Annotated in this window: 16 protein-coding genes, 1 pseudogene and 1 riboswitch; of the genes and pseudogenes, 12 read left to right on the top strand and 5 right to left on the bottom strand. The window is 57.4% G+C overall.

The window, feature by feature from the left end; translation table 11 throughout:
• Positions 1-108 precede the first annotated feature (108 nt).
• Positions 109-1,461, top strand: coding sequence for a molecular chaperone (yegD, locus tag WM46_RS02750; RefSeq protein WP_061077902.1), 1,353 nt, complete (start codon positions 109-111; stop codon positions 1,459-1,461).
• Positions 1,462-1,559: 98 nt separating this feature from the next.
• Here yegD and WM46_RS26265 read toward each other — a convergent pair whose 3' ends face one another.
• Positions 1,560-1,619, bottom strand: coding sequence for a type I toxin-antitoxin system Ibs family toxin (locus WM46_RS26265; RefSeq protein WP_146109688.1), 60 nt, complete (start codon positions 1,617-1,619; stop codon positions 1,560-1,562).
• Between the two features lie 278 nt (positions 1,620-1,897).
• Between WM46_RS26265 and WM46_RS02745 the strand changes: the two genes are divergently transcribed.
• From WM46_RS02745 to yegS, 8 genes are all read left to right on the top strand, one after another.
• A complete protein-coding gene (locus WM46_RS02745) occupies positions 1,898-3,145 on the top strand; it encodes an MdtA/MuxA family multidrug efflux RND transporter periplasmic adaptor subunit (protein WP_061074667.1) in 1,248 nt (415 codons plus the stop codon).
• Positions 3,145-6,267 (top strand): multidrug efflux RND transporter permease subunit MdtB, encoded by a 3,123-nt coding sequence (gene mdtB, locus WM46_RS02740; protein ID WP_102601345.1) that lies wholly within the window; start codon positions 3,145-3,147, stop codon positions 6,265-6,267. The genes WM46_RS02745 and mdtB overlap by 1 nt, the downstream gene beginning before the upstream one ends.
• Entirely contained in the window at positions 6,268-9,348 is a 3,081-nt protein-coding gene (gene mdtC, locus WM46_RS02735; protein WP_102601344.1) for a multidrug efflux RND transporter permease subunit MdtC, read from the top strand.
• Entirely contained in the window at positions 9,345-10,757 is a 1,413-nt protein-coding gene (locus WM46_RS02730; RefSeq protein ID WP_102601343.1) for an MFS transporter, read from the top strand. Before mdtC ends, WM46_RS02730 begins: the two co-directional genes overlap by 4 nt.
• Complete coding sequence (gene baeS / locus WM46_RS02725) at positions 10,757-12,160, top strand: two-component system sensor histidine kinase BaeS (RefSeq protein ID WP_061074671.1); 1,404 nt, start codon at positions 10,757-10,759, stop codon at positions 12,158-12,160. The genes WM46_RS02730 and baeS overlap by 1 nt, the downstream gene beginning before the upstream one ends.
• Complete coding sequence (baeR, locus tag WM46_RS02720) at positions 12,157-12,879, top strand: two-component system response regulator BaeR (protein ID WP_102601342.1); 723 nt, start codon at positions 12,157-12,159, stop codon at positions 12,877-12,879. Before baeS ends, baeR begins: the two co-directional genes overlap by 4 nt.
• A 166-nt stretch (positions 12,880-13,045) precedes the next feature.
• Entirely contained in the window at positions 13,046-14,407 is a 1,362-nt protein-coding gene (gene yegQ / locus WM46_RS02715; protein ID WP_061074673.1) for a tRNA 5-hydroxyuridine modification protein YegQ, read from the top strand.
• 283 nt (positions 14,408-14,690) lie between these two features.
• Positions 14,691-15,590, top strand: a complete 900-nt coding sequence (yegS, locus tag WM46_RS02710; RefSeq protein WP_061074674.1) for a lipid kinase YegS — start codon at positions 14,691-14,693, stop codon at positions 15,588-15,590.
• Here the strand turns inward: yegS and fbaB are convergent.
• A pseudogene (fbaB, locus tag WM46_RS02705) lies at positions 15,587-16,638 on the bottom strand (class I fructose-bisphosphate aldolase). The gene yegS and the pseudogene fbaB sit on opposite strands and share 4 nt — an antisense overlap.
• Positions 16,639-16,888: 250 nt before the next feature.
• Between fbaB and WM46_RS02700 the strand changes: the two are divergent.
• From WM46_RS02700 to WM46_RS02690, 3 genes are read left to right on the top strand one after another with little or no spacing between them, the layout of a single operon-like run.
• Positions 16,889-18,160: a nucleoside permease gene (locus WM46_RS02700; RefSeq protein WP_061074675.1), complete on the top strand. Its 1,272-nt coding sequence runs from the start codon at positions 16,889-16,891 to the stop codon at positions 18,158-18,160.
• Positions 18,157-19,161, top strand: coding sequence for an ADP-ribosylglycohydrolase family protein (locus WM46_RS02695; RefSeq protein WP_102601341.1), 1,005 nt, complete (start codon positions 18,157-18,159; stop codon positions 19,159-19,161). The genes WM46_RS02700 and WM46_RS02695 overlap by 4 nt, the downstream gene beginning before the upstream one ends.
• Positions 19,158-20,123 carry a PfkB family carbohydrate kinase gene (locus WM46_RS02690; RefSeq protein ID WP_102601340.1) on the top strand — a complete coding sequence of 322 codons (966 nt, stop codon included), beginning with the start codon at positions 19,158-19,160 and terminating at the stop codon, positions 20,121-20,123. The genes WM46_RS02695 and WM46_RS02690 overlap by 4 nt, the downstream gene beginning before the upstream one ends.
• Here WM46_RS02690 and WM46_RS02685 read toward each other — a convergent pair.
• Genes WM46_RS02685 through thiM form a run of 3 tightly spaced genes read right to left on the bottom strand, consistent with a single transcriptional unit; the run spans position 20,097 to position 22,470 of the window.
• A complete protein-coding gene (locus WM46_RS02685) occupies positions 20,097-20,843 on the bottom strand; it encodes a GntR family transcriptional regulator (RefSeq protein WP_102601339.1) in 747 nt (248 codons plus the stop codon). The genes WM46_RS02690 and WM46_RS02685 overlap by 27 nt on opposite strands.
• 41 nt (positions 20,844-20,884) lie before the next feature.
• On the bottom strand, positions 20,885-21,685 hold the full coding sequence (gene thiD / locus WM46_RS02680; RefSeq protein ID WP_061074679.1) for a bifunctional hydroxymethylpyrimidine kinase/phosphomethylpyrimidine kinase: 801 nt from the start codon (positions 21,683-21,685) through the stop codon (positions 20,885-20,887).
• On the bottom strand, positions 21,682-22,470 hold the full coding sequence (thiM, locus tag WM46_RS02675) for a hydroxyethylthiazole kinase (RefSeq protein WP_102601338.1): 789 nt from the start codon (positions 22,468-22,470) through the stop codon (positions 21,682-21,684). Before thiM ends, thiD begins: the two co-directional genes overlap by 4 nt.
• Positions 22,471-22,501: 31 nt before the next feature.
• Positions 22,502-22,599: riboswitch (TPP riboswitch) on the bottom strand.
• Positions 22,600-22,662 lie beyond the last annotated feature (63 nt).

Raw genomic sequence — 22,662 nt, 5'->3', positions numbered from 1 at the left:
GCATAAACGCTATTCAGGCGTTGTGCTTTGCTTTCATATTCCAGTTGTCGCGACGACGACATTTCGCTAAAGTCACGCCCCTTCTTCACTGGCATGGGGATTTTCAAGGTGTTTATTGGATTTGATTACGGTACCGCTAACTGTTCTGTCGCCGTCATGCGCGACGGCAAGCCGCAACTGCTGAAAATGGAAAATGGCAGTACGCTGCTGCCTTCCATGCTTTGCGCGCCGACGCGTGAATCGGTGAGCGAATGGCTCTACCGCCATCATGATGTTCCGACACCGGACGATGAAACACAGGCGCTGCTGCGTCGGGCCATTCGCTTCAATCGCGACGAGGATATTGACGTTCACGCCAGCAGCGTACAGTTTGGCCTGTCATCGCTTGGACACTATATTGACGACCCGGAAGAGGTGTACTTCGTTAAATCGCCGAAATCGTTCCTCGGCGCCAGCGGGCTAAAACCGCAGCAGGTCGCACTGTTCGAAGATTTAGTCTGCGCAATGATGCTGCACATCCGTCAACAGGCACAAAACCAGCTCCCCGAAACCATCACCCAGGCCGTGATTGGACGCCCCATTAACTTCCAGGGATTAGGCGGCGATGAGGCGAACAGCCAGGCACAGGGCATTCTGGAGCGCGCGGCCAAACGAGCCGGCTTCCAGGATGTCGTTTTCCAGTATGAGCCGGTGGCGGCGGGACTGGATTACGAAGCGACATTACAGGAAGAGAAACGCGTCCTGGTGGTGGATATCGGCGGGGGGACCACCGACTGTTCGTTACTGCTGATGGGGCCACAATGGCATCACCGCGCCGATCGCGAATCCAGCCTGTTGGGGCACAGCGGCTGTCGCGTTGGCGGGAACGATCTGGATATCGCGCTGGCGTTTAAACACCTGATGCCGCTGCTGGGGATGGGAGGCGAAACCGAGAAAGGAATCGCCCTGCCCGTGCTGCCGTGGTGGAACGCAGTGGCGATCAACGACGTTCCGGCGCAAAGCGATTTCTACAGCAGCGCCACGGGGCGTCTGCTGAACGACCTGGTACGCGATGCCCGCGAACCGGAACAGGTGGCGCTGCTGCTGAAAGTCTGGCGTCAACGTCTCGGTTATCGACTGGTCCGCAGCGCCGAAGAGAGCAAAATTACGCTGTCCGCACAAGCCGACGTTAACGCAGCGCTCCCGTTTATCCGCGACGATCTGGCCACTGTCATCAGCCAACAGGGGCTGGAGAGCGCGCTGGATCAGCCGCTTTCCCGGATACTGGAACAGGTGCAACTGGCGCTGGATAACGCCCAGGAAAAGCCAGACGTCATCTATCTGACCGGCGGCAGCGCCCGCTCGCCGCTGATCAAAAAAGCGCTGGCCGCCAAACTGCCGGGTATTCCCATTGCCGGTGGCGATGACTTCGGTTCCGTCACCGCGGGTCTGGCCCGCTGGGCTGAGGTGGTATTCCGCTAAACGCCTCGCAAGCTGAACGCGGATGGATTGACATTAAGGTTCATGTGGCTTAGTTTCAGGAGTGAGGGTTAGGGAGAGTTTCCCCTCCCCCTGGTGTCTTAGTAAGCCGGTAAGCTAATGACTAAGAGTATCACCAGTATGATGACTGCCTTCATCATAACCCTTTCCTTATTTTGGCCCCTTCCTCGGGAGGGGCTTTCCCGTTTCAGCGTCCTGCTGAAATCCGTGGCTTACCTCCTTTTTGCCGTGCCGCCACTGTAGCGCACAATTTCTCATGCGCCTTTTTCAACGATGATTGTTGCGTAACGCCTCGCAAAGCGCGCCGCCATTCGGATGAATCCGTACAGGGTTTCATAATTCCTCCATTTTTCTCCCTTCCTGGCTGACTAAACTAGTATCATTCCGCGAAACGTTTCAGGATGAGAAACTCATAACGATGAAAGGCAGTAACAAATCCCGCTGGGTGATAGCCATCGTGGTGGTCATCGCCGCCATCGCCGCATTCTGGTTCTGGCAAAACCGGGGCGAACCGCAGAGCACCGCGCCCGGCGCTACCGGACAAGCGAAGTCAACGGCTGGCGCAGGTCGTCGCGGTATGCGCTCCGGTCCACTCGCGCCGGTGCAGGCCGCGACCGCCACGGAGCAGGCCGTTCCGCGTTATCTCACTGGTCTGGGCACGATGACCGCAGCCAACACCGTCACCGTACGTAGCCGCGTGGATGGACAACTGCTGGCGCTGCATTTCCAGGAGGGTCAACAGGTTAAAGCCGGTGACCTGCTGGCGGAGATCGATCCCAGCCAGTTTAAAGTGGCACTGGCACAGGCGCAGGGCGTGCTGGCGAAAGACAAAGCCACCCTCGCTAACGCCCGTCGCGATCTGGCCCGTTACCAGCAACTGGTCAAAAGCAACTTAGTCTCCCGCCAGGAGCTGGACGCCCAGCAGGCGCTGGTGAGCGAATCCGAAGGCACGATTAAGGCCGATGAAGCCAGCGTCGCCAGCGCGCAGCTGCAACTCGACTGGAGCCGCATCACCGCGCCGGTCGATGGTCGCGTCGGTCTGAAACAGGTAGATGTCGGCAATCAGATTTCCAGTGGTGACACCAACGGTATTGTGGTGATCACCCAGACGCATCCCATCGACCTGATTTTCACCCTACCGGAAAGCGATATCGCCACCGTCGTGCAGGCGCAAAAAAGCGGACAGCCGCTGGTCGTTGAAGCCTGGGATCGAACCAATTCGAAAAAGCTTAGCGCGGGCGTATTGCTGAGTCTGGACAATCAGATCGATGTCACTACCGGGACAATCAAAGTCAAAGCTCGCTTTGATAACCAGGATGACGCGCTGTTCCCGAATCAGTTTGTGAATGCCCGAATGCTGGTCGACACCGAACAAAACGCCGTAGTGATCCCGACTGCCGCCCTGCAAATGGGTAACGAGGGTCACTTCGTCTGGGTGCTGAACGATGAAAACAAAGTCAGTAAGCACCTGGTCAAAACGGGTATTCAGGACAGCCAGAAGGTAGTGATCAGCGCCGGGATTTCAGCCGGTGATCGCGTCGTCACCGACGGGATTGACCGCCTGACGGAAGGGGCGAAAGTGGAAGTGGTAGACGCGCAGGCCGCCGCCACAACCGATACAAAAGCCACCAGCCGTGAATACGGTAAGAAAGGAGCGCGCTCCTGATGCAGGTGTTACCTCCAAGCAGCACGGGCGGCCCGTCGCGCCTGTTTATTATGCGTCCTGTCGCCACCACGCTGCTGATGGTGGCGATTCTCCTCGCCGGGATCATCGGCTATCGTTTCCTGCCCGTTTCCGCGCTGCCGGAGGTGGACTATCCCACCATTCAGGTGGTGACGTTGTATCCTGGCGCCAGTCCGGATGTGATGACCTCTGCGGTCACCGCGCCGCTGGAACGTCAGTTTGGCCAGATGTCCGGACTGAAACAGATGTCGTCGCAAAGCTCCGGCGGCGCGTCGGTGGTGACGCTCCAGTTCCAGTTGACCCTGCCGCTGGATGTGGCCGAACAGGAAGTTCAGGCGGCCATTAACGCCGCCACCAACCTGCTGCCGGGCGACCTGCCGAACCCGCCGGTCTACAGCAAGGTCAACCCTGCCGATCCGCCGATCATGACGCTGGCGGTGACCTCTACCGCCATGCCGATGACCCAGGTAGAAGACATGGTTGAAACCCGCGTGGCGCAGAAGATCTCCCAGGTCTCCGGCGTCGGGTTAGTGACGCTCTCCGGCGGTCAACGTCCGGCGGTCCGCGTGAAGCTCAATGCGCAGGCCATTGCCGCGCTGGGCCTGACCAGCGAAACCGTCCGCACGGCGATTACCGGCGCGAACGTCAACTCCGCCAAGGGTAGCCTTGATGGCCCTACTCGCGCGGTGACGCTCTCGGCGAACGATCAGATGCAGTCTGCCGACGAATACCGCCAGCTCATTATTGCTTACCAGAACGGCGCGCCGGTTCGTCTGGGCGATGTCGCGACCGTTGAACAAGGGGCGGAAAACAGCTGGCTCGGCGCATGGGCAAATAAAGAACAGGCTATTGTGATGAACGTCCAGCGCCAGCCTGGCGCTAACATCATCTCAACGGCAGACAGCATTCATCAGATGTTGCCACAGCTTAAAGAGAGCCTGCCGAAATCGGTGAACGTGACGGTACTGTCCGACCGCACCACCAACATCCGCGCCTCGGTGAGCGACACCCAGTTCGAGTTAATGCTGGCCATCGCGCTGGTCGTGATGATCATCTATCTGTTCCTGCGCAATATTCCCGCCACCATTATCCCCGGCGTTGCCGTCCCGCTGTCGCTGATCGGCACGTTTGCAGTGATGGTGTTTCTCGATTTCTCCATCAACAATCTGACGCTAATGGCGCTGACCATTGCCACCGGCTTTGTGGTGGATGATGCGATTGTGGTGATCGAAAACATTTCGCGCTATATCGAAAAAGGGGAAAAACCGCTGACGGCCGCGCTGAAAGGGGCCGGAGAAATCGGCTTTACCATTATCTCATTGACCTTCTCGCTGATTGCGGTCCTGATTCCGCTGCTGTTCATGGGCGATATCGTGGGGCGTCTGTTCCGCGAATTTGCCGTGACGCTGGCGGTGGCGATTTTAATCTCTGCGGTGGTGTCGCTAACCCTGACGCCGATGATGTGCGCCAGAATGCTGAGCCAGGAGTCACTGCGTAAGCAAAACCGCTTCTCCCGCGCGTCGGAGAAAATGTTTGACCGTGTGATTGCCGGTTACGGACACTGGCTGGCGAAGGTGCTGAACCATCCGTGGCTGACGCTGAACGTGGCGCTGGGCACCCTGCTGTTAAGCATCATGCTGTGGGTGTTTATTCCAAAAGGCTTCTTCCCGATCCAGGATAACGGCATCATTCAGGGCACGTTGCAGGCGCCGCAGTCCAGTTCCTTTACCAGTATGGCCCAGCGCCAACGGCAGGTGTCGGACGTGATACTGAAAGATCCGGCGGTTGAGAGCCTGACCTCTTTCGTCGGCGTCGATGGCACCAACCCGTCGCTGAACAGCGCGCGTCTGCAAATCAACCTGAAACCGCTCGACGAACGTGATGATCGCGTCCAGAAGGTGATCGCCCGTTTGCAGGACGCCGTGGCGAGAGTACCGGGCGTCGACTTGTATCTGCAACCGACGCAGGATCTGACGATCGATACACAGGTCAGCCGCACGCAGTATCAGTTCACGCTTCAGGCCACCTCGCTGGATGCCCTCAGCACCTGGGTGCCGCAACTGATGGAAAAACTGCAGGCGTTGCCGCAGCTTTCTGACGTCAGCAGTGACTGGCAGGATCAGGGCCTGGTGGCGTATGTGAATGTCGATCGCGACAGCGCCAGTCGGCAGGGGATCAGCATGGCGGATGTCGATAATGCGCTGTATAACGCCTTCGGTCAGCGCCTGATTTCTACGATCTACACCCAGGCGAATCAGTATCGCGTGGTGCTGGAACACAATACCGAAAATACACCAGGGCTGGCGGCGCTCGATTCGATCCGTCTGACCAGCAGCGACGGCGGCATGGTGCCGCTCAGCGCCATCGCTAAAATTGAGCAGCGCTTCGCGCCGCTCTCGATTAACCATCTGGATCAGTTCCCGGTCACCACTATCTCGTTTAACGTTCCGGACGGTTATTCGCTGGGCGATGCAGTCCAGTCAATTCTCGACACCGAAAAAACGCTGAATCTGCCCGTGGATATCACCACTCAGTTCCAGGGTAGCACCCTCGCCTTCCAGGCGGCGTTGAGCAGCACCATCTGGTTGATTGTCGCGGCGGTGGTGGCGATGTACATCGTGCTCGGCGTGCTGTACGAAAGCTTTATTCACCCGATCACCATTCTCTCTACGCTGCCCACGGCGGGGGTCGGCGCGCTGCTGGCACTGATGATTGCCGGGAGCGAACTCGGCGTGATCGCCATTATCGGCATTATTTTGCTGATCGGCATCGTGAAGAAAAATGCCATCATGATGATCGACTTTGCCCTTGCTGCTGAGCGCGAACAGGGGATGGCGCCGCGCGAGGCGATTTTCCAGGCCTGTCTGCTGCGTTTTCGTCCGATTCTGATGACCACGCTGGCGGCGCTGCTGGGCGCACTGCCACTGATGCTGAGCACCGGCGTGGGGGCAGAACTGCGCCGTCCGCTGGGGATCGGTATGGTGGGCGGTTTACTGGTCAGCCAGGTGCTGACGCTGTTCACCACCCCGGTTATCTATCTGTTGTTTGATCGCCTGTCGCTGTATATGAAAAACCGCTTCTCTCACCGGGAAGAGGAGGCGTAAATGAAGTTTTTCGCGCTTTTCATTTACCGTCCGGTGGCGACGATTTTAATCTCTCTCGCCATCACCCTCTGCGGCGTGCTGGGGTTTCGACTGTTGCCTGTCGCCCCGCTGCCGCAGGTCGATTTTCCGGTGATTATGGTCAGCGCCTCGCTGCCGGGAGCCTCGCCGGAGACCATGGCGTCCTCCGTCGCAACGCCGCTGGAGCGCTCACTGGGGCGCATTGCCGGGGTCAGTGAGATGACCTCAAGCAGTTCCCTCGGCAGCACGCGCATCATTTTACAATTTAACTTCGATCGCGATATCAACGGTGCGGCACGAGATGTGCAGGCAGCGATAAATGCGGCGCAAAGTCTGCTGCCAAGCGGCATGCCGAGTCGACCAACTTACCGCAAAGCCAATCCGTCCGACGCGCCGATCATGATTCTGACGCTGACCTCGGAGACATATTCGCAAGGTGAGCTATACGACTTCGCCTCAACCCAACTGGCGCAGACCATCGCGCAAATCGACGGTGTCGGCGACGTCGACGTAGGCGGCAGCTCGCTGCCCGCCGTGCGCGTCGGGTTGAATCCGCAGGCGCTGTTTAACCAGGGCGTCTCATTGGATGAGGTACGCACCGCCATCAGTAACGCCAACGTGCGCAAACCGCAAGGGGCGCTGGAAGATTCCACGCATCGCTGGCAGATCCAGACCAATGACGAACTCAAAACGGCGGCGGAATATCAGCCACTGGTGATTCATTACAACAATGGCGGCGCCGTACGGCTGGGTGATGTCGCCACGGTGACGGACTCGGTACAGGATGTCCGCAACGCCGGGATGACCAACGCCAAGCCGGCGATTTTGCTGATGATCCGCAAACTGCCGGAAGCCAACATTATCCAGACGGTCGACAGCATTCGGGCCAGACTCCCGGAGTTGCAGTCCACTATCCCGGCGTCGATTGATATGCAAATCGCCCAGGATCGCTCGCCAACCATCCGCGCCTCGCTGGAAGAGGTTGAGCAGACGCTGGTCATTTCCGTGGCGCTGGTCATTCTGGTGGTCTTTCTGTTCCTGCGCTCCGGACGCGCCACGCTGATCCCCGCCGTGGCGGTTCCGGTTTCGTTAATTGGCACCTTTGCCGCGATGTATCTGTGCGGATTCAGCCTCAATAACCTGTCGCTGATGGCGCTGACCATCGCCACCGGCTTTGTGGTAGATGACGCCATCGTGGTGCTGGAAAATATCTCACGTCATCTGGAAGCCGGAATGAAACCCTTGCAGGCCGCGCTGCAGGGGACGCGTGAAGTGGGCTTTACCGTGCTGTCTATGAGCCTGTCGCTGGTTGCCGTGTTCCTGCCGCTGCTGCTGATGGGCGGGCTGCCGGGACGATTACTGCGTGAATTTGCCGTCACGCTGTCGGTGGCGATTGGTATCTCGCTGCTGGTTTCGCTCACGCTCACCCCAATGATGTGCGGCTGGATGCTGAAATCCAGCCAGCCGCGGGAGCAGAAACGGCTGCGCGGATTTGGCCGCATGCTGGTCGCGCTGCAACAGGGCTACGGTAAGTCGCTGAAATGGGTGCTCAACCATACGCGACTGGTCGGCGTGGTGCTGCTCGGCACTATTGCACTGAATATCTGGCTCTACATTTCAATTCCGAAAACCTTCTTCCCGGAGCAAGACACCGGCGTACTGATGGGCGGGATTCAGGCTGACCAGAGCATCTCGTTTCAGGCGATGCGCGGTAAGCTTCAGGACTTTATGAAGATTATTCGCGATGATCCGGCCGTGGATAATGTCACCGGATTTACCGGCGGCTCGCGAGTCAACAGCGGGATGATGTTTATCACCCTTAAGTCCCGTGACGAACGTCGGGAGACTGCGCAGCAGGTGATCGACCGTCTGCGGGTGAAACTGGCAAAAGAGCCTGGCGCCAATCTGTTCCTGATGGCGGTACAGGATATTCGCGTCGGCGGACGCCAGTCCAATGCCAGCTATCAGTACACGCTGCTGTCAGACGATCTGGCTGCGCTACGCGAATGGGAACCGAAGATCCGCAAAGCCTTAGCCGCCCTCCCCCAACTGGCGGACGTCAACTCCGACCAACAGGATAACGGCGCGGAGATGAACCTTATCTACGATCGTGAAACCATGGCGCGGCTGGGTATTGACGTGCAGGCGGCTAATAGCCTGTTAAACAACGCCTTTGGTCAGCGGCAGATCTCCACCATCTATCAGCCGATGAACCAGTATAAAGTGGTGATGGAAGTCGATCCGCGCTACACACAGGACATCAGCGCGCTGGAGAAAATGTACGTCATTAACAGTGACGGCAAGGCGATTCCGCTCTCCTGGTTTGCCAAATGGCAACCGGCGAACGCGCCGCTGTCAGTGAATCATCAGGGGCTGTCAGCAGCGTCCACCGTCTCCTTCAACCTGCCTACGGGTTCCTCGTTGTCAGAAGCCAGTGACGCCATTAATCGGGCGATGACCCAACTTGGCGTGCCGTCCACCGTGCGCGGCAGTTTTGCCGGGACCGCGCAGGTCTTCCAGGAAACGATGAATTCTCAGGTGATCCTGATTATTGCCGCGATTGCCACGGTCTATATTGTGCTCGGCATGCTGTATGAAAGTTATGTTCACCCGCTGACCATCCTCTCCACCCTTCCCTCCGCAGGGGTGGGCGCACTGTTAGCGCTGGAGATTTTCGATGCCCCGTTCAGCCTAATCGCCCTGATAGGGATCATGCTATTGATTGGCATCGTGAAGAAAAACGCCATCATGATGGTCGATTTTGCGCTGGAAGCGCAGAGGCATGGCAACCTCACCCCGGAACAGGCGATTTTCCAGGCCTGTCTGCTGCGTTTTCGCCCGATTATGATGACCACGCTGGCCGCACTGTTTGGCGCGCTGCCGCTGGTGCTTTCCGGCGGCGACGGTTCTGAACTGCGCCAGCCGCTGGGGATTACCATTGTCGGCGGTCTGGTGATGAGCCAGTTGTTAACGCTCTATACCACTCCGGTGGTGTACCTCTTTTTCGACCGTCTGCGGCTGCGTTTTTCGCGTAAACACCGTAAACCGATAACAGAGACATGACAGAACTTCCCAACAGCACCCGCTGGCAACTGTGGATTGTGGCATTTGGCTTCTTTATGCAGTCGCTGGATACCACCATCGTCAATACTGCGCTTCCCTCGATGGCGAAAAGCCTCGGGGAAAGCCCGCTGCACATGCATATGGTCGTGGTCTCGTATGTGCTGACCGTGGCGGTCATGCTGCCTGCCAGCGGTTGGCTGGCGGACAAAATCGGCGTGCGGAATATTTTCTTTACCGCCATTGTACTGTTTACCCTGGGCTCGCTGTTTTGCGCTGGTTCCGGCACGCTGAATGAACTGGTCATGGCGCGGGTGTTACAGGGCGTTGGCGGTGCCATGATGGTACCGGTCGGCCGGCTGACGGTGATGAAGATTGTCCCGCGCGAGCAGTACATGGCGGCGATGACGTTTGTCACGCTGCCGGGCCAGATAGGCCCGTTGCTGGGCCCGGCGCTGGGCGGGATCCTCGTGGAATATGCCTCCTGGCACTGGATTTTCCTGATCAACCTTCCGGTCGGTATTGTCGGCGCGATCGCCACGCTGATGCTGATGCCCAACTACACCATGCAAACCCGACGCTTCGATCTCTCGGGTTTTCTGCTGCTGGCGGCTGGGATGGCGGTTCTGACCATCGCGCTGGACGGCAGCAAAGGGATGGGGATGTCGTCGTTCGCGCTCGGTGCGCTGGTGGTGTGCGGCGTGGCGGCCATTTTGCTCTACCTGAAGCACGCCAACGATAACCCGCGGGCGCTGTTCAGTCTCCACCTGTTCCGCACGCCAACCTTCTCGCTGGGGCTGTTTGGCAGCTTTGCCGGACGCATCGGCAGCGGCATGTTGCCTTTCATGACGCCGGTCTTTTTGCAGATTGGTCTCGGCTTTTCCCCGTTTCATGCCGGGCTGATGATGATCCCCATGGTGCTCGGCAGTATGGGCATGAAACGGATTGTCGTACAGGTGGTTAACCGTTTTGGCTATCGGCGGGTGCTGGTCGCCACCACGCTCGGACTGTCGGTGGTAACCCTGCTGTTTATGTCCACTGCGCTGTTGGGCTGGTATTACGTGCTGCCGCTGGTGCTGTTTGTTCAGGGCATGGTCAACTCGACGCGTTTCTCCTCCATGAACACCCTGACCCTGAAAGATCTGCCGGATGAGTTAGCCAGCAGCGGGAACAGCCTGCTGTCGATGATTATGCAACTCTCGATGAGTATTGGCGTCACCGTTGCCGGTCTGCTGCTAGGGATGTTCGCACAGCAGCATATGACGGTGGATAGCGGAACGTCGCATACCGTCTTTATGTACACCTGGCTGTGTATGGCTTTTATCATCGCGTTGCCCGCTGTGATCTTTGCCCGCGTCCCAAACGATACCCATAAAAATGTCGTCATTGCGCGACGCAAAAGGAGAACCTGATGAAGCTCTGGCGACCCGGTATTACCGGCAAACTGTTTCTGGCGATTTTCGCCACCTGCATTGTGTTGTTGATCAGTATGCATTGGGCGGTACGCATCAGCTTCGAACGAGGGTTCATTGACTACATCAAAAACGGCAACGAGCAGCGTCTGACCATGCTCAGCGACGCGTTAGGTGAACAGTACCAACAGCACGGTAGCTGGCGCTTTTTACGCAATAATGACCGCTTTGTGTTTCAGATCCTCCGCTCCTTTGAACATGACAAAGACGATGACAGACAAGGCCCTGGTATGCCGCCGCATGGCTGGCGTACACAGTTCTGGGTGGTGGACCAGGATGCGCATGTCATGGTTGGCCCGCGCGGTCCGGTTCCCGGAGACGGCACGCGGCGGCCCATTCTGGTGAACGGCCAGGAGGTCGGTGCCGTCATTGCCTCTCCTGTTGAACGCCTGACGCGTAACACCGACATCAATTTCGATAAACAGCAGCGGCGCACCAGTTGGCTTATTGTGGCGCTCTCAACCTTGCTGGCGGCGCTGGCGACCTTTCCCCTCGCGCGCGGACTGCTGGCCCCGGTCAAACGGCTGGTCGAAGGCACGCACAAACTGGCCGCCGGGGATTTCACCACCCGTGTTGCCGCCACCAGCGCCGATGAGCTAGGCAAACTGGCGCAGGACTTTAACCAGCTCGCCAGTACCCTGGAAAAGAACCAGCAGATGCGTCGCGATTTTATGGCCGATATCTCGCATGAACTGCGCACACCGCTGGCAGTCCTGCGCGGTGAACTGGAAGCGATTCAGGATGGCGTGCGAAAATTCACGCCGGAATCGGTGGCTTCGTTACAGGCGGAAGTGGGGACACTGACCAAACTGGTCGACGATCTGCACCAGCTTTCGATGTCTGACGAAGGCGCGCTGGCCTACCAAAAAACCACCGTCGACCTGATCCCACTACTGGAAGTAGCGGGCGGCGCATTCCGCGAACGTTTTGCCAGCCGTGGTCTGACGCTACAGTTTTCCCTGCCCGATAGCGTTACCGTGTTCGGCGATCGCGATCGCCTGATGCAGTTATTCAACAACCTGTTAGAAAACAGCCTTCGTTACACCGACAGCGGCGGTAGCTTGCTTATCAGCGCAGAGCAGCGCGACAAACGCGTGCTGATCACCTTCGCCGACTCCGCGCCGGGAGTCAGCGACGAGCAGTTGCACAAACTGTTCGAACGATTCTACCGTACCGAGGGATCGCGCAACCGCGCCAGCGGAGGGTCCGGACTGGGACTGGCGATTTGCGTCAACATCGTCGACGCGCATAATGGTCACATCCACGCTGCCCATTCGCCTTTTGGCGGGGTTAGCATTACAGTAGAGCTACCGCTGGAACGCGATTTACAGAGAGACGTATGACTGAGTTACCCATTGATGAAAACACGCCACGCATCCTGATTGTGGAAGATGAACCCAAGCTGGGACAGTTACTTATCGACTATCTGCGCGCCGCGAGCTATGCCCCGACGCTGATTAGCCATGGCGATCAGGTACTGCCTTATGTGCGCCAGACACCGCCGGATTTAATCCTGCTAGATCTGATGCTGCCGGGGACCGACGGTCTGACCCTGTGTCGCGAAATTCGTCGCTTCTCCGAGGTGCCAGTTGTAATGGTCACCGCCAAAATTGAGGAGATCGACCGCCTGCTGGGGCTGGAAATTGGCGCGGATGATTACATCTGCAAACCCTACAGCCCGCGCGAAGTGGTCGCCCGCGTGAAAACCATTCTGCGCCGCTGTAAGCCGCAGCGTGAACTGCAGCAACTGGACGCCGAAAGCCCGCTGATCGTCGATGAAAGCCGTTTCCAGGCCTCCTGGCGCAATAAAATGCTCGACCTGACGCCTGCGGAATTCCGTCTGCTCAAAACGCTGTCTCATGAGCCGGGGAAAGTCTTTTCCCGCGAGCAGTTGCTGAATCATCTCTATGATGATTATCGCGTGGTCACCGACCGCACCATCGACAGCCATATCAAAAACCTGCGTCGCAAACTGGAAGCGCTTGATGAAGAGCAGTCGTTTATCCGTGCGGTGTATGGCGTCGGGTATCGCTGGGAAGCGGATGCCTGCCGGATTGCCTGACACGGCAGCGCAAATAGTGGCCCGATAACGCCGCGTTATCGGGCCTGGCGTTTTCCTTTACCTCGTTTGTCCGCAGCGCTACAATGCCCGCCCTTAACGTGAGGACTCTCCTCTAGCCGCTTCATCAGGTGAAGCGGATCTGACCTGTCATCAGAACGAGAACACTATGTTTAAACCGGAACTCCTTTCCCCGGCGGGAACGCTGAAAAATATGCGTTACGCTTTCGCCTATGGCGCAGATGCCGTCTATGCGGGCCAGCCGCGTTACTCGCTGCGCGTGCGCAATAACGAATTCAATCACGAGAATCTGCAGCGCGGCATTAATGAAGCCCACGAGTTGGGGAAAAAATTCTACGTGGTGGTCAACATCGCGCCGCATAACGCAAAGCTGAAAACCTTTATCCGCGATTTGAAGCCGGTAGTGGAAATGGGTCCGGATGCCCTGATCATGTCTGATCCGGGCCTTATCATGCTGGTGCGTGAGCACTTCCCGCAGATGCCGATTCACCTCTCCGTGCAGGCCAACGCCGTGAACTGGGCGACGGTGAAATTCTGGCATTCGATGGGGCTGACCCGCGTGATTCTGTCGCGCGAACTGTCGCTGGAAGAGATTGAAGAGATCCGCAACCAGGTACCGGAGATGGAGATTGAGATCTTCGTTCACGGCGCGCTGTGCATGGCCTATTCCGGTCGCTGCCTGCTTTCCGGTTACATCAATAAGCGCGACCCGAACCAGGGCACCTGTACCAACGCCTGCCGTTGGGAATATAACGTACAGGAAGGCAAAGAAGATGTGGTCGGTAATATCGTCCACAAATACGAGCCGATCCCGGTACAAAACGTGGAGCCGACGCTGGGTATCGGCGCGCCAACCGATAAAGTGTTTATGATTGAAGAGGCCCAGCGTCCGGGCGAATACATGACCGCGTTCGAAGACGAGCACGGCACTTACATCATGAACTCGAAAGATCTGCGTGCCATCGCCCACGTTGAACGCCTGACGCAGATGGGCGTGCACTCGCTGAAAATTGAAGGTCGCACCAAATCCTTCTACTACTGCGCGCGTACCGCACAGGTTTATCGCAAAGCGATTGACGACGCCGCTGCCGGCAAACCGTTTGACCCGCAGTTGCTGGAAACGCTGGAAGGTCTGGCGCACCGTGGCTACACCGAAGGTTTTCTCCGTCGCCACACCCATGACGATTATCAAAACTACGAATACGGTTACTCGGTTTCCGAGCGTCAGCAGTTCGTGGGCGAGTTTACCGGTGAGCGCAAAGGCGACCTCGCAGCCGTGGCGGTGAAAAATAAATTCTCGGTCGGCGACAGCCTGGAACTGATGACCCCGCAGGGCAACGTGAACTTCACGTTAGCGCAGATGGAAAACGCCAAAGGCGAGCCAATGCCGGTGGCGCCGGGTGACGGTTATACCGTATGGATCCCTGTTCCGCAGGATCTGATGCTGGATTATGCACTGTTAATGCGCAATTTTTCCGGCGAATCGACGCGAAATCCGCACGCTAAATAGTTAATCAGGGTTATTTTTTCACGCCAGGAGGAATCTTAGAAACCGATCACATACCGCTTCGTTCATTAAGGGTATTATCCGTTTCGCTGAAAAACATAACCCATAAATGCTAGCTGTACCAGGAACCACCTCCTTAGCCTGCGTAATCTCCCTTACGCAGGCTTATTTTTTTTGCGGCCTGATCGTATATTGTGTGGGTATTTTAAGCCTGTTCTGACCTCCCCTTTTCGTTTCTGCTATACACTTTCTTCATAGATTCCAAAAACAAACAGGCAAAAAAGGAATGGATCATTTTCCCTCCAGCGTATTGATTCTGAATGGTAAAAGTGCTGATAACCCCGTACTGCGGGAGGCCATTGGGCTGCTCCGCGACGAAGGAGTAGAGATTCACGTTCGCGTCACCTGGGAAAAAGGCGATGCCGAACGCTATGTCGAAGAGGCCCGTCGTCTGGGCGTTGAAACGGTGATCGCCGGCGGCGGCGACGGTACGATTAACGAAGTGTCGACGGCGTTGATCCAGTGTGAGGGGCCCGATATTCCCGCGCTGGGCATTCTGCCACTGGGCACCGCCAATGACTTTGCCACCAGCGTCGGGATCCCCGAGGAGTTAGATAAGGCGCTGAAACTGGCGATTGTCGGTAACGCCATTGAGATTGATATGGCGCAGGTCAACGATAAGACCTGTTTTATCAATATGGCGACCGGCGGTTTTGGTACGCGCATCACCACCGAGACGCCGGAAAAACTGAAAGCGGCGCTGGGCGGCGTGTCATACATCATTCACGGCCTGATGCGCATGGATACGCTAAAACCGGACCGCTGCGAAATCCGTGGTGAGAATTTCCACTGGCAGGGTGATGCGCTGGTGATTGGGATTGGTAACGGGCGTCAGGCTGGCGGCGGTCAGCAGTTGTGTCCAAATGCGTTGATCAACGACGGTTTGCTGCAACTGCGGATTTTCACCGGGGAAGAGATCCTGCCCGCGCTGTTTTCGACCCTGAAACCGCAGGAGGAAAACCCCAATATCATCGACGGCGCTTCGGCCTGGTTCGATATCCGGGCACCGCATGACATTACCTTTAATCTTGATGGCGAACCGCTGAGCGGACAGGAATTTCATATCGAAATCCTGCCCGCCGCGTTGCGGTGTCGACTGCCGCCGGATTGCCCGCTACTGCGTTAGGCAATCGTCACTTTGTTATCGAGATAGACATCCTGCACGGCGTTGATCAATTTCACGCCGTCAGCCATCGATTTTTTGAACGCTTTACGACCGAGAATCAACCCCATCCCGCCTGCGCGTTTGTTGATGACCGCCGTACGTACCGCGTCGCTCAGGTCAGTTTCACCGCCTGCCGCGCCGCCGGAGTTGATCAACCCGGCACGCCCCATATAGCAGTTTGCCAGTTGATAGCGCACCAGATCGATCGGGTTCTCCGTGGTCAGTTTGCTGTAGACGCGATCGTCGGTATAGCCATAATTCACGGCTTTGTATCCGCCGTTATTTTCCGCCATTTTCTGTTTGACGATATCCGCGCCAATCGTTGCCGCCAGATGGTTCGCCTGCCCGGTTAAGTCGGCAGAGACGTGGTAATCGACGCCCTCTTTTTTAAACGCGGAATTTCGCAGATAGGCCCACAGCACGGTGACCATACCCAGCTCATGCGCCCGTTCAAAGGCGGCGGAAATCTCTTCAATCTGCCGACGTGACTCTTCTGAACCAAAGTAGATGGTTGCGCCTACGGCCACCGCCCCCAGATTGAACGCCTGTTCCACGCTGGCATACAGTGTCTGGTCGTAGGAATTCGGATAGCTGAGGGTTTCGTTATGGTTGAGTTTCACCAGAAACGGAATGCGATGCGCATAACGGCGCGAGACGGAAGCCAGTACGCCATAGGTCGAGGCTACACAGTTACATCCGGCTTCGATCGCCAGTTCAACGATGTTTTTCGGGTCAAAATAGAGCGGATTGGCGGCAAACGACGCACCTGCCGAGTGTTCAACCCCCTGATCGACCGGTAAAATGGACAGGTAACCCGTTCCCCCAGACGCCCGGTGTTATACAACGTCTGCATGTTACGCAATACCGCAGGCGGACGGTTGTTATCCACCATCACGCGGTCGACGTAATCATGTCCGGGCAGATAGAGTTGGTCAGAGGGTATGGTCATGCAACGATGCTGTAAGAGGCTGTCGGCGTCTTTGCCAAGCAACTGCGCAATATCAGTCATAGTTATGCTCCCGTAAGTTCCGAATGAGTCGGAATGTGGATTGTCCTGACCCGCGTTTTGCGGGCAGCCATAAGTCTGGTACCAACCGGCCATTTTTTCCATCTTTCGGGGATTTTTCAGCGCTATCTGCTGGCACGATTCACTGACGATAAAGTGTTAAGACGGTCAAGGTTTCGCCTCAAAGGTATTTAAAAGGTATTATTAAATGGTACTGTCATGACGTACCTTATCTGTCATGAAGGATTTAAAGATGAAAACTACAGTGAAACTGTCGTTCATGATGTTCGTTGAATGGTTTATCTGGGGAGCCTGGTTTGTTCCACTCTGGCTCTGGTTGAGTAAAAGTGGTTTTACCGCCGGTGAGATTGGCTGGTCTTATGCCTGTACAGCGATCGCCGCGATTCTGTCGCCGATCCTCGTGGGCTCGCTGACCGACCGCTTCTTCTCGGCGCAAAAAGTGCTGGCAGTCCTGATGTTCGCCGGTGCAGTGCTGATGTATTTTGCCGCTCAGCAGACGACGTTCGGTGGATTCTTCCCGCTGCTGCTGGCCTACTCGCTCACCTATATGCCAACCATTGCGCTGACCAACAGCATCGCGTTTGCTAACGTGCCGGACGTGGAGCGTGACTTCCCGCGCATCCGCGTGATGGGCACCATCGGCTGGATTGCCTCTGGTCTCGCCTGTGGATTTCTGCCACAGATGCTGGGTTATAACGACATCTCGCCAACCAACATCCCGCTGCTGGTGACGGCGGCCAGCTCTGCGCTGCTGGGTGTGTTTGCCTTCTTCCTGCCGGATACCCCGCCGAAAAGCACCGGCAAGATGGACGTAAAAGTCATGCTGGGTCTGGATGCGCTGATCCTGCTGCGTGATAAAAACTTCCTCGTCTTTTTCTTCTGCTCGTTCCTGTTCGCGATGCCGCTGGCGTTCTATTACATCTTCGCCAATGGGTATCTGACCGAAGTGGGGATGAAAAACGCCACTGGCTGGATGACCCTCGGTCAGTTCTCCGAAATCTTCTTTATGCTGGCGCTGCCCTTCTTTACGAAACGCTTTGGTATTAAGAAGGTATTGTTACTTGGTCTTATCACAGCGGCGATCCGCTACGGTTTCTTCATCTACGGCGGCGCAGACGAATACTTCACCTATGCCCTGCTGTTCCTCGGTATTTTGCTGCACGGTGTGAGCTACGACTTCTACTACGTGACGGCGTATATCTACGTCGATAAAAAAGCGCCAGTGCACATGCGTACCGCCGCACAGGGGTTGATTACGCTCTGCTGTCAGGGTTTCGGCAGCCTGCTGGGCTACCGTCTTGGCGGCGTGATGATGGAAAAAATGTTTGCTTATCCGGAGCCGGTCAATGGCCTGACCTTCAACTGGGCTGGCATGTGGACATTCGGGGCGGTGATGATCGCCGTGATAGCCGTACTATTTATGATTTTCTTTCGCGAATCGGACAAAGAAATTACCGCTATTGAGGTTCGCGAGACTGCGTTGACACAAGGGGAAGTAAAATGAAAGCAGAACGTATTCTCGGTGCTCTTTACGGGCAGGCGTTAGGGGATGCGATGGGTATGCCGTCAGAACTGTGGCCAAGAACCCGCGTCAAAGCACACTTTGGCTGGATTGACCGCTTTCTGCCGGGCCCAAAAGAAAATAACGCGGCCTGTTATTTTGGCCGCGCAGAATTTACCGACGATACCTCAATGGCGCTCTGTCTGGCGGATGCTCTGCTGGAACGCGACGGCGAGATCGACCCGGACCTGATTGGACGTAACATTCTCGACTGGGCGTTGCGCTTTGACGCCTTCAATAAAAACGTCCTCGGGCCGACGTCGAAAATCGCCCTGAACGCGATTCGCGACGGGAAGCCGGTCGCAGAACTGGAGAATAACGGCGTCACCAACGGCGCGGCCATGCGCGTATCGCCATTGGGATGTCTGCTGCCCGCCCGCGATCTGGATGCGTTTATTGATGATGTCGCGCTGGCCTCCAGCCCGACGCACAAATCCGATCTGGCTATTGCCGGTGCTGTGGTGGTGGCATGGGCGATTTCACGGGCGGTCGAGGGTGATTCCTGGGCCACGATAGTTGACTCGCTTCCCGCCATCGCCCTGCACGCCCAGCAAAAGCGCATTACCACGTTTAGCGCATCGCTCTGTGCGCGTCTGGAGATGGCGCTCAAAATTGTGCGCCATGCTGACGGAGCCGAAGCGGCAAGCGAACAGTTGTATCAGGTGATTGGCGCCGGAACCAGCACGATCGAATCGGTGGCCTGCGCCATCGCGATGGTCGAACTGGCGCAAACGGATCCCAATCGCTGCGCCATTTTGTGTGCCAATCTCGGCGGCGATACCGATACCATTGGGGCAATGGCAACGGCCATTTGCGGCGCGTTGCAAGGTGTAAGCGCCATCAACCCGGTATGGAAACAAGAGCTGGATACGGTCAATCAGCTCGATTTCAGCCGCTATGCGACGGCGCTTGCTCGTCTTCGCCAACGTCGGGAGGCGTCATGAACACTTCACGTTTAGCCGAACTGTTGCCGGGTTTAATGACTCGCCAGCCGGTCACGGTTGTCGGCGCGGCGGTCATCGATGTCATCGCTGATGCTTATGCCCTGCCCTGGCGTGGTTGTGATATTGAGCTGAAACAGCAAGGCGTTAACGTCGGCGGCTGCGCGCTGAACATCGCCGTGGCGCTGAAACGGCTGGGTATTGATGCCGGTAACGCCCTGCCGCTGGGCCAGGGCGTGTGGGCGGAGATCATTCGTAACCGGATGACGAAAGAAGGGTTACACAGCCTCATTGAGACCACGCAAGGCGACAACGGCTGGTGCCTGGCGCTGGTCGAACCGGATGGCGAGCGTACATTCATGTCATTCAGCGGCGTTGAAAACCAGTGGAATGCCGACTGGCTGGCTCAGCTCACCATCCCACCTGACAGCCTGATTTATCTTTCGGGCTATCAGTTGGCCTCGCCCTGCGGCGAGCTGCTGGTGCAATGGCTGGAAGGACTGGATCGCGTTATGCCATTTATCGATTTTGGCCCGCGCATTGGCGATATTCCTGATGCGCTAATGGCACGCATTCTGGCCTGTCGTCCGCTGGTATCGCTCAATCGTCAGGAAGCCGAAATCGCGGCGGAACGGTTTGGTCTGAGCCTGGATGTGGAAGGTTTAGGTGCGCAATGGGTGAAGCGATTTGCTGCGCCATTAATTGTGCGCCATGACAAAGAAGGCGCCTGGTATTTCAGCGCGCAATCTTCCGGATGCGTACCCGCCTTCCCGACAACGGTCGTTGATACGATTGGCGCAGGTGACAGCCACGCGGGCGGCATGCTGGCCGGGCTGGCGTCGGGTTGGTCGCTGGCGGATGCCGTACTGCTCGGCAACGCCGTGGCATCGTGGGTGGTTGGACATCGCGGCGGTGACTGCGCGCCGTTTCGCGAGGAGTTACTCCTCGCACACAAAGACGTATAAATCGCTTCGACAGTAGCTGATGCTGTACTCGATGGGTCGCTGCTGCTGGTCAAGCGCCACCTGCTTGATCACCAGCACCGGCACTTTGCTGTCCATCTGGATATGCGACTGGAACTCGGCATCCGGCATCTTTGCACTCACCCGTGAGCGGGTGCGCTGGGGATGAATCTGCTGGCTGCGGAAATAGTCGTACAGCGATATGCCAATTTCATCGGCATCATGAATAAGATGCGCGGGTACCCATGACTCTTCGATAGAAACCGCGTCCTCATCAACGTAGCGGATGCGCTTAAGCAAAAACACATCGCTGCCGGCGGCAATCGCCAGCTGTTGCGCCACCTCTTCCGGACACTTAACCACCCGTTTATTGACCCATAAGGTATCCGGTTTTTTCCCGCGCAGAACCACCTGTTGAGAAAACCCACGCGCCTCTTTGAGCGAATATTCAAAGATGTTGTTGATCTGCGTGCCGTAGCCGCGCGCACGCGTCACCACGCCCTCTTCTTCCAGCGCCTGCATCGCTTTGCGTACCGTGATGCGCGAGACGCCCGTTAACTGACTGAGATCGCGCTCGCCGGGCAAGATGTTGCCATGCGCAAGCGCACCACTGCGCACGGCATTTTTCACCGTCTCGGCAAACTTGATATACAGCGGGGTATTGTCCACCGCTGAAATACGTTCGTTCAGTTGCGCGATAAGTTGAGTATGCGCTTGTTCCATGAGTCTTTTTCCTGACAGCCAGTCTGCTGCCAGTATATACGCTACCAATACGCGTGGAAATGATGAACCGGCCCAATGCCGTGCCCGACTTCCAGCGTGTCGGCCTGCGCCAGCGCCGCCGACAGCCAGATTTTAGCCTCCTGCACCGCCCCGGCCCAGTCACGATGGCGTGGACGCAGCGCGGCCAGCGCCGCAGAGAGCGTACATCCGGTGCCGTGCGTGTTTTTGGTCATCACCCGCGGTGCGGTAAAGCGCTGTTCACCGGTCGCCGTAAAGAGCCAGTCAGGACTTTGCTCATCGTCCAGATGACCGCCTTTCATCAGCACCGCGCCACAGCCCATCGCCAGCAGCGCCCGCCCCTGTTCCAGCATCTCCTTTTCCGTTCGCGCGTGCGGGCAATCCAGCAGCGCCGCCGCTTCAGGCAGGTTGGGCGTAATCAGCGAAACCCGTGGCAACAGCCGCCTGCGCAATGTCTCAACGGCGGAAGGCGACAACAACGGATCGCCGCTTTTCGCCAGCATGACCGTGTCCAGTACCACATTCTGCACCTGATGGCGTTCCAGTCGCTCCGCTACCGCCTCGACGATATCGGTTTCCGCCAGCATGCCGATTTTGGTGGTATCGATGCGCACATCACTGAATACCGAATCGAGCTGGGCGGCGACAAAATCCGGTTCAATGCGATACACCGACTGCACGCCACGCGTATTCTGCGCCACCAGCGCGGTAATTACCGCACAGCCGTAAGCGCCGAGCGCCGAGAAGGTTTTCAGATCGGCCTGAATGCCAGCGCCGCCGCTGGGGTCAGTGCCAGCAATGGTCAGTGCATTAATCCGTTTCATGCTGCGACCTCCGTATCCAGGGCGTAGAGCGCGTCGAGAAACGCCGGAACAAAACTGCCCGGTCCGTGACAGATTTTGCTGGCGCGCTGCCCTGCCAGTTTCATCCATCCGCAGGCGGACGCGATGTTTTCGATCCGGCTTCCAGGTAGCGCGCAACTGGCGGCGACCACGGCAGAAAGCGCACAGCCGGTGCCCACGACTTTCGTCATCAGCGGATCGCCGCCGGTGACGCTCAGAGTGCGCTCGCCGTCGGTGATGTAATCCACTTCGCCAGTAACGACCACAACAGCGCCGGTCTGGCGTGCCAGAATCTGCGCCGCCGGCAGAGCCGCTGCAACCGGATCGGTGGCGTCCACTCCGCGCCCCCTCGCGCTTTCGCCGGCTAACGCCAGGATCTCAGAGGCGTTACCGCGAATGGCTGCCGGTGTTAAGGCAAGGAGTTCAAGGCAGAAACGGCGACGATATTCAAGCGCGCCTACGGCGACCGGGTCCAGCGTCCAGGGGGTTTTGGCGCTGTTCGCCTGCTCAACCGCCGCCCGCATCGCATGCGCACGTGGTTGCGTCAGCGTACCGACGTTGATGAGCAACGCGCTGGCAAGGGCTGCAAACTGGCGAGCTTCTTCAGGCTCAATCACCATCGCCGGAGAAGCCCCCAGCGCCAGTAGCGCATTGGCAGTAAAACTCTGTACGACATCGTTGGTCATACAATGTGTTAACGGAGAGAGGGCGCGAAAATCTTGTAAGGTACGAACCGCATGTTCGCGGCTGTGCAGGTCAGGCTGCATGGTTACGCTCCTGCCCGCGCGAAGAAGGGACACGAGCAGTGTCTGACTTCCCTACGCTGGCATTATCCAGATCAGGTGGTACGGGTATTTCTCAGCCCTTCGTGAAAAGGGGCACCCCGAGTCATTAACGAAATTTGTCTGCGTGACGAGTTAAGTCACCCGCGTGATGATACCCTCACCGGCCCGATTTGT

The organism is Citrobacter freundii complex sp. CFNIH2, assembly GCF_002880615.1.
In the GTDB taxonomy this organism is placed as follows: domain Bacteria; phylum Pseudomonadota; class Gammaproteobacteria; order Enterobacterales; family Enterobacteriaceae; genus Citrobacter_A; species Citrobacter_A amalonaticus_F.
The sequence above is the reverse complement of the archived record's forward strand: the minus strand, read 5'-3'. Positions and strand labels throughout refer to the sequence as shown.